A 13,459-nucleotide genomic window follows, 5' to 3' on the forward strand; every position below is an offset into this window, starting at 1 on the left:
GCCAAAAGGGGGAGGGATAAGCCCCCGCCCTACCAAGCCCTCGCCCTACATGAAACGATAAACTAAAATTTATCAAAAATCATGCCTGAACCAAAATCCCCTCCAACGGCCCCTGATGGACCGTCCGCAGCCCCGCCACCTGGCAGAAGTCGGCGGGGCGAAGGAGGGCGGGGGGCTTGGGCAGCTCCAACGCTCCGCAATCCTCCAGCAGGCCGGCCACGAACTGGGAGCAGAAGTAGTGGTGCCGGCGGCGGAGCGGCAGGTTAAAATAGCAGGCCAGGGTGCCCAGCAGGTTATAGCCGTATTCCTCCCGCCGGGCATACATGCAGTTCAGCTGCCGGCGCAGACGGAAGTAGGTCTCCTGGCTCACTTTCAGCTCGTAGAGGCAGCAGGGGACGGTGCGCCGCCGAAGGGTGACCTGCTCCTCCACCAGACCGGCGGGCAGGGCGAAATGCTCATACTTTCTGCCAAAGCTGTAAAAGGGACCGGTGGGTCCATCCAGTCCGATGGAGGCGTGGGTATAGCGGTCCTGGGTGGCCAGATGGATCAGCCGGGAGAACCAGGTCCCCGACCGGGTGAGCAGGATGTAGACAGTTCGTTCCTCCATGCTGTGGACCTCCTCTGCCTTGGAATGATACTATGATATCAATCCAATCCAAAATCCTCCTGAAGACAAGATTAAGATTTTCCTAAAATTTATGGTCCGGATGGAGGAAACGAAAAAATACCGGAGGAACCGGCTTTTTTTCGGCGCACTTTTGCCGGCCTTTCAATTGCAATCCCCGGGGTATTTTGCTATAATATAACATCTATGAGTATGTCTCCGCCTCCGGGGACCGGCGGGCGGAACCAATTGACATCCTGCGTCAGATATGAGGTGTGGCTTTTGTACTTAAAAGCATTGGAGATCCAGGGCTTCAAATCCTTCCCGGACAAGACGGTGCTGACCTTCGCCGAGGATATCACCGCCATCGTGGGGCCCAACGGGTCCGGCAAATCCAATATCTCCGACGCCATCCGCTGGGTTATGGGGGAGCAGTCCACCCGGGCCCTCCGGGGCGGCAAGATGGAGGACGTGATCTTCGGCGGCACCGCCAAGCGCAAGCAGACGGGCTACGCCGAGGTATCTCTGGTGCTGGACAACACCTCTCATATCTTCGACATGGAGGAGTCCGAGGTGATGGTCACCCGGCGGTACTACCGCTCCGGCGAGAGCGAGTACTATATCAACCGCCGTTCCGTCCGGCTGAAGGACGTCAATGAGCTGTTCATGGACACGGGCCTGGGCCGGGAGGGCTACTCCATCATCGGCCAGGGCAAGATCGACGAAATTTTGTCCGTCAAGTCCTCCGACCGCCGGGAGGTCTTTGAGGAGGCCGCCGGCATCTCCCGCTACCGCCACCGGAAGGAGGAGGCCGAGCGGAAGCTGGAGCGCACCGACGAGAATCTGGTGCGGGTCAACGACAAGATCGCCGAGCTGGAGCTCCAGGTGGAGCCCCTGCGGGAGCAGAGCGAGAAGGCCCAAAAGTACCTGGTCCTCCGGGACGAGCTGCGGGGACTGGAGATCTCCGTCTGGCTGGACAGTCTGGAGCGGATCCGGGCCAACGCCATCAAGGTGGAGGCCGACTACCAGGAGGCCGCCCGCCAGCAGGCCGAAGCCAGGACCGCCCAGGAGAAGGCCTATGCCGCCGCCGAGCGCTACTCGGAGGAAATGCGGGAGAAGGACGTGGAGGCGGACCGGCTCCGGTTTGAGATGCAGGGCCGGGAGGCGGCCGCCAAGGAGCTGGAGTCGGCCATCGCCGTGCTGAAAAGCAACATCCAGCACAATCTGGAGTCCGCCCAGCGGCTGAAGAGCGATCTGGAGCAGCAGGAGGGCCGGGAGGACTCCCTGGCCGCCCAGATCGACCAGCGCCGCCGGCGGCTGGAGGAGATCGAGGGACAGCTGAAGGGGTCCCGGGAGGAGCTGGCCGCCAAGAGCGGCCAGGCGGAGGAGGCCGCCCGCTCGGCGGGCACCCTGGCCCGGGAGCTGGAGGAGCTGCGGCAGCGGGAGAATCTGAGCTCCGCCGACGCCGCCGAGGCCAAGGCCCTGCTGTCCGCCCTGGCCGCCGCCGCCCAGGAGGTGCTGGACCGGGACGAGACCGTCCGCCGGGAGGCCCATGAACTGGAGGAGCGCCTGGACCAGGCGAAACAGGAGGTCCGCGCCGCCAAGAAGCAGTACGATAACGCCGTGGAGGAGCGGGACGCCGCTCAAAACGTCATCAACGGCTACAGCCTCCGGGCCGAATCCCGCCGGAAAAGGGCGGAGCAGATGAAGGACCGCCAGGTGAAGCTGCAAATGGAGGAGAATGCCCTGGCCTCCCGGATCAAGCTGCTCTCCGAGATGGAGAAGGTCCACGAGGGCTACTCCAAGGCGGTGAAGCTGGTCATGGGAGAGGCCCAGCGGGGGACGCTGAAAAACATCCACGGCCCGGTGGCCGACCTGCTGAAGGTGCCCGACCGGTACACCGTGGCAATTGAGACCGCCCTGGGCGGGGCCATGCAGAACATCGTGGTGGACCGGGAGGAGGACGGCAAAGCCGTCATCAACTATCTGAAGCGCCGGGACGGGGGGCGCGCCACCATCCTGCCCATCAGCTCCATCCGCCCGGGCGAGCTGCGGGAGGGAGCCAGCCTCCGGCGGGAGCCCGGCTTTGTGGGAGTGGGGGATCAGCTGATCTCCTTCGACCCCAGATATCAAAACGTATTTTCCAACCTTTTGGGCCGTGTGGCCGTTATGGAGGACCTGGACTCCGCCATCGCCGCCGCCCGGAAGTACAGCTATAAATTCCGCATCGTCACGCTGGACGGCCAGGTGCTCAACCCCGGCGGCTCCATGACCGGCGGCTCCGCCAGCCGCAGCGCCGGCATCCTGAGCCGGGCCAACGAGCTGGAGCGGCTCAATCAGCAGATCGTGGGCGTCCGGGACCAGGGGGCGGAGGCCGCCCGGGCCCTGGCCGAGGCGGAGCGGGAGTCCACCGCCGCCCGCTATGAGCTGGAGACCGCCCAGGGACAGCTGCGGATGTGGGAGGACGCCATTTTGAAGGCCGAAGCCCTGCTGTCCCATTGCCGCAGTGTGGCCGCCGATCTGGAGCGCCAGCAGGAGGGCCAGCGGGCCGAGTTGGAGCAGCTGAAGGGCCGCTCCGCCCAGATCGAGAAAGACACCCAGAGCGCCCGGGAACGCATCCGGGAACTGGAGGGGGCCGCCGCCGCCCTGAAAAGCGAGGCGGAGGGCAAGGCCAGAGGCCAGACCGACCTGCAGGAGCGGTCCGCCCGCATCGCCCGGGAGGTGGCCGAGGTCAACGCCGCCCTGGCCGCGCTGGAGGCAGAGCGGGAGACCATCCGGTCCGGCCTGAGCGAGCTGGAGGAATTGAAGGCCAGCATCGCCGGGGACCGGGACCAGAGCCAGGCCCGCATGGCGGACTACCAGGCCGAAAACGCGGACTTTGCCCGGACCATCGGGGAGAAGGAGGCGCAGCTGGCCGCCATCCAGGCGGAGAACCGGGACCGCTCCGACGCCGTTGCACAGCTGAACCGGGAGAAGCTGGAGCTGGAGGGCCTGCGTACCAGGGCCGCCAGAGAGAGCCAGAGCCGGAACGAGGAGCTGCTGCGCATCGGGGGCGAGGTCTCCCGGCTGGAGCAGAAGAAGGTGTCCGCGTCCATGGAGGAAAAGCAGCTGCTGGATAAGCTGTGGGAAAACTACGAGCTGTCCCACGAGGCCGCCAAGCAGCAGCGGGTGGAGATCGAGTCGGTCCAGAAGGCCGGCCGGCGCATCGGAGAGCTGAAGCGGGGCATCTCCGCCCTTGGCCATGTGAACGTGGGGGCCATCGAGGAGTTCCAGCGGGTCAACGAGCGGTATACCTACCTTACTGACCAGCGGGACGACGTGGACCGGGCCAAGAAGGAGCTGGAGGAGATCATCGCCAACATCACCGGCGAGATGAAGACCATCTTCGCCCGGGAGTTCCAGACTATCAACGAGGCCTTCGGCCAGACCTTCCTGGAGCTGTTCGGAGGCGGAAAGGCCACCCTGGAGCTGGAGGACCCCAACGATATCCTGAACTGCGGCATCGAGATCAAGGTCCAGCCCCCGGGCAAGGCTTTGAAGATCATTTCCCTGCTGTCCGGCGGCGAGAAGGCCTTTGTGGCCATCGCCCTGTACTTCGCCATTTTGAAGGTCCGCCCCACTCCCTTCGTGGTCATGGACGAGATCGAAGCCGCCCTGGACGACAACAACGTGGTCCGCTTCGCCCGGTATATGCGGAGCATGGCGGAAAAGACCCAGTTCATCGTCATCACCCACCGCCGGGGCACCATGGAGGAAGCCGACGTCCTCTACGGCGTCACCATGCAGGAACAGGGCGTGTCAAGAATGCTGACCATCAACCTGAATGATGTGGAGAAGGAACTGAATATCCGGTAGGAGAACATACGATGGAACTTCCGGTACGAAAGCGTGTCCGGCTGAAAGAATACGATTACAGCAGTCCAGGGGCATATTTTATTACGATTTGTACCCAGGGACGGCAATGCCTCTTTCCCTTTCCCGTAGGGGCGGCCCCATGTGGCCGCCCGAATCCCGCGCGGGAGATTGCCGAAGAATGGCTGGAAAAACTGCCGGGTAAATACCCGGGCGTATGCTTGGAAAAATATGTGGTCATGCCCAATCATGTCCATTTGATTCTGCGGATCGCGTCCCAACAGGAAACGGGCGGCCACATGGGGCCGCCCCTACAAGAAATGTTAGATTGGTATAAGACCATGACGACCAATGCCTATATCCGGGCGGTAAAATCCGGTATATTGCCGCCCTTTGCAAGACGGGTTTGGCAAAGAGGGTATTATGAGCACATAATACGAAATGAACGGGACTACTTGGAAATCTGGCAATACATCGACCAAAACCCCGCCCGGTGGGGCGAGGATGAATATTACGCGGAAAACGCGGGAGGTGCCCCTTGAACGAAGCAGAAAACAAAAATAAAAACCAAACCCTGGTCATCCTGGGCCTGATCGCCCTGATCGTTGTACTGTTCGTAGGGATCAAGCTGATCTTCGCCGGACTGGGAGCCATGCTTCCCAAGGAGGAGGCCAGCCGCTACACCGTACTGACGGATGAGAAGGGCCAGACCTCCGCCTATGGAGCGCGTCTGCTTGACCAGGAGGAGCGCCAGGAACAGGATGTTCAGCACTGGCTGGACAGCGCCCGGGAATGGGCCGGCGATCCGGAACACAGCGCCTTCTGGCTCTACCGCGTTGACACCGACGAATACCTCCTTTACCTCCCGGGGCAGGACCGTACCCTCTCCGCCGCCGACGTGACCGCCTCCGAGGAGAAAGACGAGGACGGGGAACTCTCCCTGGTCCTGCGCTTCAGAACTCCGGAGGACGGGGCGGAAGTGGCGCCGGAGGAGCAGCTGTTTAGCTTCCAGACCTATTCCCAGGGGTGGCGGGGCGTCCGGATCAAAGTTATCCTGGATGGCCGGGAGAAAACCGTATCCAAGCTGGCCTCCAAGGGGGGGCAAGCTATACTCCACCGAGGAACTGTATATCGGCCGCGACATTGACTGAAAAGGGAAAGGAACAAGACCATGGGTTTTTTTGACAAACTGAAAAAGATCAATATTTTCGCCAGCTTCGGCTCGGAGCTGACCGACGACTTCTACGACGAGCTGGAGGAGTCCCTGATCCTGGCGGACACCGGCATGGACGTGACCCTGGAGCTGGTGGAGGAGCTGCGCCGCCGGGTACGCGCCGAGGGCGTCAAGACCGTGGAGGAGGCCCGCTCCTGCATGGTCCGGGTCATCGCCGAGGCTCTGGAGGCCGGAGAGCAGGGGCTGGACCTGTCCACCAAGCCCTCTGTGCTTCTGTTCATCGGGGTGAACGGCGTGGGCAAGACCACCACCATCGGCAAGATCGGCGCCCAGCTGAAGCACAGCGGCAAGAAGGTCCTCTTCTGCGCCGCCGACACCTTCCGGGCCGCCGCCGCCGAGCAGCTGACCATCTGGGCCGACCGGGCCGGAGTGGACATCATCAAGCAGCACGAGGGGGCCGACCCCGCCGCCGTGGTCTTTGACGCCACCTCCGCCGCCAAGGCCCGGAAGACCGACGTGGTGCTGGTGGACACAGCCGGACGGCTGCACAACAAGCAGAACCTGATGAACGAGCTGAACAAGATCAGCCGGGTCATCGACCGGGAACTGCCCGGCTGTGCCCGGGAGACCCTGCTGGTGCTGGACGCCACCACCGGCCAGAACGGCCTGATCCAGGCCAAGCAGTTCAAGGAGGCCGCCGGCATTACCGGCATTGTCCTGACCAAGCTGGACGGCACCGCCAAGGGCGGCATCGCCATCGCCATCGCTAAGGAGCTGGGCGTCCCCGTGAAGTACGCCGGGGTGGGCGAGGGCATCGACGATCTGAAGCCCTTTGACGCCGCTGAGTTTGCCCAGGCGCTGATCTGAGGCCGGGGGTGCCGGCCATGGGGGAGGAAAGCCCCTCAATGTCCTGAGCGCAGGCCAAAACTGTGGTATGAAACCGTGCAATTAAGGGTTACGTAATAGTAATAGTAACAGGAACAGTAATAGAGACAGTAAGTGTTAGTGTTATAGTGAACTGTGATTGTCACTGTTATAGTCATAGTGGGCCCTGTGGCCCGGGAGAGAGGGAAAAAAGTTTTTCTTTGGAACGCGGAGAAGGCGGACCCGTACCCCGGGGTGAAATTTACATCTTGGCTAAGATTGAGACACAAAACTGTGATACAATAAAAAGAGAGAGGAAGTTTTTCATGTCCCGTATCGACGGAAGAAAAAACGATGAGCTGCGGCCCATCGAGATCATTCCCAATATCAACAAGTTCGCGGAGGGCTCCTGCCTCATCCGCTGCGGCAACACCCATGTGCTGTGCTGCGCCAGCGTGGAGGAGCGCACCCCGCCCCACGTCCCCGAAGGGGAGGGCTGGGTCACCGCCGAGTACTCCATGCTCCCCCGGGCCAACCGGGAGCGCTCCAAGCGGGACATCGCCAAGCTGAAGCTGTCCCCCCGCTCCGCCGAGATCCAGCGGCTCATCGGCCGGGCCCTCCGGGCCTGCGTGGACATGGAGAAGCTGGGGGAGCGGACCATCACCGTGGACTGCGACGTGCTCCAGGGAGACGGCGGTACCCGCACCGCCAGCGTCACCGGCGGCTATGTGGCCCTGGCTCTGGCCTGCCGCAAGCTGGTGGAGCAGGGGCTGATCCCCGAGATGCCTTTGAAGACCTGCGTGGCCGCCATCTCGGCGGGCATCGTGGATGACCGGCTGCTGCTGGACCTGTGCTATGAGGAGGATTCCGCCGCCCAGGTGGACCTGAACTGCGTCATGACCGGGGAAGGGGAACTGGTGGAGCTCCAGGGCACCGGCGAGGGCCGGGCCTTCACCGTTGAGGAGCAGCGGAAGCTGGTGGACCTGTGCGCCAAGGGCATCCGGGAGGTCCAGGCCATCCAGAAGAGCGTTCTGGGCTGAGGAGGCGCGGCTGTGGCACAGATATTTGAGACCATCATGCTGATCTGCTTCGGCCTGTCCTGGCCCTTCAATATTACCAAATCCCTGCGCTCCCGGACGGCGAAGGGCAAGAGCCTGCAGTTTGAGATCTGCATCGTGATCGGATACCTCTTTGGTATCGCGGGGAAATTCGTGGCGGGGAACGTGACCTATGTGGTGGCCGTCTATGTGCTGGACCTGCTGATGGTGACCACGGACATCCTGCTGACCTGCCGGAACCGCAGACTGGACCGTCTGGCGGAAGAAAAGGAGTGTGTCGGATGACAAAATTGGTGCTGGCCAGCAAGAATAAAAAGAAGCTGGCGGAACTGAACGATATCCTGTCCCAGCTGGGGATCCAGGTCTGCTCCGAGGCGGAGGCCGGTGTGGACGTGGAGGTGGAGGAGACTGGGACTACCTTTGAGGAAAATTCCCTTTTGAAAGCCAAGGCCGTCATGGAGGCCAGCGGCCTGCCCGCCGTGGCCGACGACTCCGGTCTGTGCGTGGACTGCCTGGGGGGCGCCCCGGGGGTCTATTCCGCCCGGTACGGCGGCGAGGGGCTGGACGACACCGGCCGGTATAAGCTGCTGCTGGAGAATATGCGGGGCCAGATGCCCCGGACGGCTAAATTCGTGTCCGTCATCACCTGCTGCTTCCCCAACGGGGACGTGATCTCCGCCCGGGGGGAGTGCCCCGGCACCATCGCCTTCGCCCCCATGGGGGAGGGCGGCTTCGGCTATGACCCGGTGTTTTTCGTGCCCCAGCTGAAAAAGACCTTCGCCCAGCTGACGGCGGAGGAGAAAAACGCCATCTCCCACCGGGGCAAGGCCCTGGAGGCCTTTCAGGTCAAGCTGAAGGAATATTTGAAATGACGCGGGCGCGGCAATGGAAAACCTGGGTTTCAATATGATAGAATATAGGAGGTAGAGCGGGGACTTGCCCCGCCGGATAACATGGAACTGACAAGCAAACAGCGGGCCCAGCTTCGGGGCCTGGCCAATACCATCGACACCATTTTGATCGTGGGCAAGGACGGCATTGGGGATAACCTGGTGAAGCAGGCCAACGACGCCCTGGAGGCCCGGGAGCTCATCAAGGGCCGGGTGCTGGAGAACTCCATGCTCTCCCCCCGGGAGGCCGCCGAGGCCCTGGCGCCCCTGACCCGCAGCGAAGTGGTCCAGGTCATCGGAACAAAATTCGTTTTGTATCGTCCAAGCCATAACAAGGACAAAAAGGACAAGATCGTGCTGGTGGCCGATAAGAAGAAAAAAGAGGGGTAAATTTTAGTTTATGTGTTCAGTTGAAGGAGTGCGTATAAAGCCCCCTTTCGCAAAAGGGGGTGGCCCGAAGGGCCGGGGGATTTTTCCTTCAGGAAAAGAAATGCTTTAAAATATAGAAAGAAAACCCTCAGTCAGCCTTCGGCTGACAGCGTCCCTACCTCCTTTGGCCTTCGGCCATTTCCCCCCGACGGGGGGAATCGTCCCCCGCCGTCCGACGGCTGCCATTTTGGCGGCGGCCCCAAGGGGCCGCCCTACGGGCGGGGCGTCCCCGACGCCCCATAATACATCCATAAACTAAAATTTACCTCATTTGATAGATCAAACGAAAAAGGTGGTGCCTGTATGAAAATTGGAATCTACGGCGGGACCTTTAATCCGCCCCACTTGGGGCATCTGGCGGCGGCCCGGACGGCGGTGGAAAAGCTGGGCCTGGACAAACTGCTGCTCATCCCGGCGGCCATCCCGCCCCACAAGGAGCTCCCCCAGGGAACGCCGCCTGCCCAGGAGCGGCTGGCCATGGTGGAGAAAATGGCCGACGCCATGAGAATGCCCCAGGTGGTGGAGGTCTCTGACCTGGAACTGGAGCGGGAGGGGAAGAGCTACACCTCGGACACCCTGGCGCAGCTCCACGCCCGGTATCCGGAGGCGGAGCTGTGGCTGCTCATGGGTACCGACATGTTCCTCAGCCTCCACCAGTGGCATGAGCCGGAGCGCATTCTGGAGCTGGCCTCGGTGTGCGCCTTCGGGCGGACAGAACAGGACGGGGAAGCGGTCTTCGCGGCCCAGCGGGAGTATCTGACCCGGACCTTTGGGGCCAAGGTGGAGACCATGACTCTGGACGGTCTGGTGGATGTCTCCTCCACCCGGCTCAGAGCGCTGCTGGCTGAGGACCGGGGGGGCGAATACCTGCTGCCCGCCGTCTACGGCCACATTTTGATGAACGGCCTCTACGGCACCCGCGCCGACCTGAAGCACCTTGACCTGCCCGAGCTGCGGGCCTGCTCCTACTCCATGGTGAGACAGAAGCGGGTGCCCCACATCATGGGCACCGAGGAGGAGGCCGTCCGTCTGGCCCGGCGCTGGGGCGCGGACGAGACGCTGGCCCGCCGGGCCGCCATCCTCCATGACTGTACCAAGTACCTGGAGCTGGAGCCCCAGCTGGCCCTGTGCGAGCAATACGGGGTGGAGCTGGACGAGCTGGAGCAGCGGGCCGTGAAGCTGCTCCATTCCAAGACCGGGGCGTGTATTGCCCGGGCGGTTTTTGGAGAACCTGATGAGGTGTATGACGCCATCTTCTGGCACACCACCGCCAAGGAGAACATGACGGTGCTGGAAAAGATCCTCTACCTGGCCGACTACATAGAGCCCAACCGGGATTTCGACGGGGTGGAGCGCCTGCGGGCCCTGGCTTATGAGGACATCGACAAGGCCCTGCTGCTGGGGGTGGAGACCACCATTCAGGAGATGGAGGAGCGGAAGCTGCCCATCCACAAAAAGACATTGATGGCCCGGGACTGGCTGCGCAGTCACGGGGTGAGCGTAACAGAGGGATCAGATAAATGAGCGATCAAAGCAGAAAAAGAGGAAAACGGGAGGCCGGCGGACATTCCTCTCCCCTGGCCCGGTACTGGGGCCAGTACAAGGCGTGGCTGGCCGGGCTGACCAGGGGCCAGCTGATCCGGTACCGTGTGCTGGAGACGGCCACCATCATCGCCCTGATCATCATCGTGGGGTTTTTCTTCCTGCGGTCCTGGATCAGAATGCCGGACCTGCCCGGTCAGGACCAGGCCGGAGGGAACAGCGCGGGAGATATGTCCTTTGAGGACGCGGACGTCCCGGATATCGTTCAGAGCGGAAGAAAGGACGGGGTGTACACCTTCCTGCTGGTGGGCAAGGACGTGGCCAGCGGGTCCACGGACACCATGCTGCTGCTGACCTATGACACGAAGGAAAAGACCATCCATGGCCTGAACCTGCCCCGGGACACCATGATCAACGTGAGCACCACCAGCAAGCGGCTCAACGCGGTGTACAGCTATAACAAGGGCAAGGACAAGGATACCCAGGTGGAGAAGGGCATGGCCGCGCTGAAAAAAGAGGTGGCCAACCTCACCGGCATCACCCCCGACTACTATGTGATCGTGGAGTGGGAGGCCATTGGAGAGCTGGTAGACGCCCTGGGCGGGGTGGAATTCGAGGTCCCCTTTGATATGGACTATGACGACCCCTACCAGGACCTGCACATCCACCAGAAGGCGGGGCTGCGGCTGCTCAACGGAGACGACGCCATGCAGGTCATCCGCCACCGGAAGAACAACGACGGCAGCCACTCCGCCGGCGACGTGGGACGGCTGAAGATCCAGCAGGACTTCCTGAAGGCGGTGGCTAAAAAGTGCCTCCAGCCCGCCACCTTCCTGAAGATCCCCGCCCTGGCGGAGATCTTCGCCAAGAACGTGACCACCGATCTGACGGTGGGCAATATCCTGGGCTTCGCGGAGCAGGCCTACGGCATGAATCCCGATGAGGACGTGTCCTTTGTCACGGCGCCCATCGGAGCCTCCTTTATGTACCGGGGAGCCGCTTTGATCACGCTGGACGAGACGGAGCTGCTGACCCTTCTCAACGACGGGATGAACCCCTATCTGCGCGACATTGAAGCCAGTGATCTTCAGTTGGTATACCGAAAGAGCAACGGCTCCTTCGGCGTGACCAACGGCACTCTGGCGGACGAACGGATGGGTCAGGCCCAATCCAGCAGCACCCAGAGCACGCCGAAGGAGGACGAGGAACCGGATGAGCCCATCGAGCCCATAGATCCCGGCGACGTCAGCCAGGGCGAGACGGAGGAACCCGGCCAGTCCGGCGGTTCCCAGAGTGGGGAAGAGGAGAAGCCCCCCGACAGCTCCGACACGCCCCAGACGCCTCCCGACGGCAGCCAGGCCCCGGAGGGCGGCGGAAGCGAACCCTCCCAGGGCGGGGAGGGCAGCTCCTCTGAGGGCGAGCCCTCCAAGAGCGGCGAGAATCCCGGGGCTATCGACCCCGATTTGGTATTGCCCGACCCCGGCAGCGGCGGCTCCCAGGACGTGGGAGCCGCGGCGAGCGACAACAATCCGGTGACAGTGTTCCCGGCCCCCTCCGGTTCCGGGGAACTGGCGGCGTGATCCGGCAGAAAGAAAGGAGAAAATGGATTTGACTTCTTATGAAATGGCGATCCAGCTGGCCAAGGCCCTGGACAGTAAAAAGGGACAGGACATCAAGGTACTGAAGACGGAGGAACTGACCACTCTGGCCGACTATTTCGTGCTGTGCACCGCCACCTCCAACACCCAGATCAAGGCCATGTCCGACGCCTGCGAGGAGGCGATGGAGAAGCAGGGAGAACAGGCCCACCACATCGAGGGCCACCGGGGCGGCACCTGGCTGCTCATGGACTTCTCCTGCGTGGTGGTCCATGTGTTCACCGACGAGGCCCGGAAGTTCTATGACCTGGAGCGGCTGTGGAGCGACGCCCAGGAGGTGGACCTCGCCCAGGTGCTGAAGCCCGACTGATCCCAGAACTGCCCCTTGGGAGAGAATAGAGAGAACAGGTAAAGAAAAAGGCCGTCCCGGCGGAATGCCGGGACGGCCTTTTTTGGTTTTATTTTCCCCGGATAATGGTCAGGGCTTTTTGACAGTTCATCACTTCGTTGACAGGCAGGTTGCCGCCGTATTCCCCGTCGATGGTCCAGGGAATGGGCTTGTCGCAGGTGAAGATCAGGTGGGAGGCCTGAAAGTGGACCCGGGCCCCGGCGCTCATGGGGGTCTGGTCCAGCAGGGTCTGGAAGCCGTTGGCCACGTCGGCGATGCTGACGGGCTTTTTGATCAGATCCACCTCGAACAGGCCGTCGTCCAGCACCACATGCTCGCTTTTGGGCAGGCGGATGCCGCCGATGGAAAAGGCGTTGCTCACCATGCCGAAGTAGAAGTCGTCCTCCAGGACGTGACCGTCGTACTCCACCTTCAAGTGGTAAGGGGTGATGGTGGGCAGGGAGGCGATGCCTTCCATGATGTAGGCCAGGTGGCCGAAGGTGTTTTTCAGATCCTGGGGCGTGTCGTAGGCCACCTGGGTGAAGGCGCCGAAGGCTGCCACATAGACAAAGGGCTTTCCGTTGAGCTTGCCGATGTCGCTGGGCCTGGGGACGCCCTGTCCGGCGGCGATGGCGGCGGCCTGGACGGGGACCTTGGGCAGGTCCAGGGTGGTGGCGCAGTCGTTGGTGGAGCCAAAGGGGATGTAGCCCAGCAGAGGGGGAGAATCCAGGGCCATCAGGCCGGTCACGGTTTCGCTGAGGGTGCCGTCACCGCCGGCGCAGACCACCCGGTCAAAGCGGGGGCCAAGCTCCCGGGCGGCCCGGGTGGCGTCTCCCTTGTCCTGGGTGGGGTAAGCGGTGACCAGCCAGCCGGCTTTGGTAAACACGTCCAGGATCTGGGGCAGGCCCTCCGAGACCTGGCCTTTACCGGCCGTGGGGTTGTAAATAAAAAGCAGGGTGTTCAAAGATGAGCCTCCTTCAGACAATCAAGAAAACAGATGGGCAGATCCGCGGACCCGCCGGAATGATCCGCCTGTCGGCCGCACCGCGGAGCGGTTTAG

General features: G+C 62.4%; 13 protein-coding genes. 11 read left to right on the forward strand and 2 right to left on the reverse strand.

The genetic code is table 11. The annotated features are described in order from the left end of the window. Positions 1 to 79 precede the first annotated feature (79 nt). Positions 80 to 607 (reverse strand): hypothetical protein, encoded by a 528-nt coding sequence (locus tag I6E39_RS00005; protein WP_235379254.1) that lies wholly within the window; start codon positions 605 to 607, stop codon positions 80 to 82. A 279-nt stretch (positions 608 to 886) separates the two neighbouring features. Here I6E39_RS00005 and smc point away from each other — a divergent pair, with 279 nt between their 5' ends. The 11 genes from smc to rsfS all read left to right on the forward strand — a co-directional run bounded on the left by smc (position 887) and on the right by rsfS (position 12,381). After that, complete coding sequence (gene smc, locus I6E39_RS00010; RefSeq protein ID WP_268842114.1) at positions 887 to 4,459, forward strand: chromosome segregation protein SMC; 3,573 nt, start codon at positions 887 to 889, stop codon at positions 4,457 to 4,459. 11 nt (positions 4,460 to 4,470) lie between these two features. After that, positions 4,471 to 4,998 (forward strand): transposase, encoded by a 528-nt coding sequence (locus tag I6E39_RS00015; RefSeq protein WP_235379255.1) that lies wholly within the window; start codon positions 4,471 to 4,473, stop codon positions 4,996 to 4,998. Beyond that, positions 4,995 to 5,603: a hypothetical protein gene (locus I6E39_RS00020; protein ID WP_235379256.1), complete on the forward strand. Its 609-nt coding sequence runs from the start codon at positions 4,995 to 4,997 to the stop codon at positions 5,601 to 5,603. The genes I6E39_RS00015 and I6E39_RS00020 overlap by 4 nt, the downstream gene beginning before the upstream one ends. Positions 5,604 to 5,627: 24 nt before the next feature. Next, entirely contained in the window at positions 5,628 to 6,497 is an 870-nt protein-coding gene (ftsY, locus tag I6E39_RS00025) for a signal recognition particle-docking protein FtsY (protein ID WP_235379257.1), read from the forward strand. 323 nt (positions 6,498 to 6,820) lie between these two features. Then, positions 6,821 to 7,534, forward strand: a complete 714-nt coding sequence (rph, locus tag I6E39_RS00030) for a ribonuclease PH (protein WP_235379258.1) — start codon at positions 6,821 to 6,823, stop codon at positions 7,532 to 7,534. Positions 7,535 to 7,546: 12 nt separating this feature from the next. Further along, positions 7,547 to 7,837, forward strand: a complete 291-nt coding sequence (locus tag I6E39_RS00035; protein WP_235379259.1) for a hypothetical protein — start codon at positions 7,547 to 7,549, stop codon at positions 7,835 to 7,837. Continuing rightward, a complete protein-coding gene (locus I6E39_RS00040) occupies positions 7,834 to 8,424 on the forward strand; it encodes an XTP/dITP diphosphatase (protein WP_235379260.1) in 591 nt (196 codons plus the stop codon). Before I6E39_RS00035 ends, I6E39_RS00040 begins: the two co-directional genes overlap by 4 nt. An 81-nt stretch (positions 8,425 to 8,505) precedes the next feature. Continuing rightward, a complete protein-coding gene (locus tag I6E39_RS00045; protein WP_235379261.1) occupies positions 8,506 to 8,832 on the forward strand; it encodes a YhbY family RNA-binding protein in 327 nt (108 codons plus the stop codon). A 342-nt stretch (positions 8,833 to 9,174) separates the two neighbouring features. Next, complete coding sequence (nadD, locus tag I6E39_RS00050) at positions 9,175 to 10,395, forward strand: nicotinate (nicotinamide) nucleotide adenylyltransferase (RefSeq protein WP_235379262.1); 1,221 nt, start codon at positions 9,175 to 9,177, stop codon at positions 10,393 to 10,395. Further along, entirely contained in the window at positions 10,392 to 11,993 is a 1,602-nt protein-coding gene (locus tag I6E39_RS00055) for an LCP family protein (RefSeq protein WP_235379263.1), read from the forward strand. The genes nadD and I6E39_RS00055 overlap by 4 nt, the downstream gene beginning before the upstream one ends. A 22-nt stretch (positions 11,994 to 12,015) precedes the next feature. Next, positions 12,016 to 12,381: a ribosome silencing factor gene (gene rsfS, locus I6E39_RS00060; RefSeq protein ID WP_338127097.1), complete on the forward strand. Its 366-nt coding sequence runs from the start codon at positions 12,016 to 12,018 to the stop codon at positions 12,379 to 12,381. An 88-nt stretch (positions 12,382 to 12,469) separates the two neighbouring features. On the opposite strand, the gene I6E39_RS00065 is transcribed toward rsfS, so the two are convergent. Beyond that, positions 12,470 to 13,363, reverse strand: coding sequence for a diacylglycerol/lipid kinase family protein (locus I6E39_RS00065; RefSeq protein WP_235379265.1), 894 nt, complete (start codon positions 13,361 to 13,363; stop codon positions 12,470 to 12,472). Between the last annotated feature and the right edge of the window lie 96 nt (positions 13,364 to 13,459).

The organism is Pseudoflavonifractor phocaeensis (assembly GCF_021531375.1).
GTDB classification, from domain to species: Bacteria; Bacillota; Clostridia; order Oscillospirales; family Oscillospiraceae; genus Lawsonibacter; species Lawsonibacter phocaeensis_B.

Bases quoted from the DNA above. Each gene is read 5' to 3' on its own strand.
- I6E39_RS00005 (WP_235379254.1), bottom strand. From the start codon at position 607: ATGGAGGAACGAACTGTCTACATCCTGCTCACCCGGTCGGGGACCTGG.
- I6E39_RS00015 (WP_235379255.1), top strand. From the start codon at position 4,471: ATGGAACTTCCGGTACGAAAGCGTGTCCGGCTGAAAGAATACGATTAC.
- ftsY (WP_235379257.1), top strand. From the start codon at position 5,628: ATGGGTTTTTTTGACAAACTGAAAAAGATCAATATTTTCGCCAGCTTC.
- rph (WP_235379258.1), top strand. From the start codon at position 6,821: ATGTCCCGTATCGACGGAAGAAAAAACGATGAGCTGCGGCCCATCGAG.
- I6E39_RS00040 (WP_235379260.1), top strand. From the start codon at position 7,834: ATGACAAAATTGGTGCTGGCCAGCAAGAATAAAAAGAAGCTGGCGGAA.
- I6E39_RS00045 (WP_235379261.1), top strand. From the start codon at position 8,506: ATGGAACTGACAAGCAAACAGCGGGCCCAGCTTCGGGGCCTGGCCAAT.
- nadD (WP_235379262.1), top strand. From the start codon at position 9,175: ATGAAAATTGGAATCTACGGCGGGACCTTTAATCCGCCCCACTTGGGG.
- I6E39_RS00055 (WP_235379263.1), top strand. From the start codon at position 10,392: ATGAGCGATCAAAGCAGAAAAAGAGGAAAACGGGAGGCCGGCGGACAT.
- rsfS (WP_338127097.1), top strand. From the start codon at position 12,016: ATGGATTTGACTTCTTATGAAATGGCGATCCAGCTGGCCAAGGCCCTG.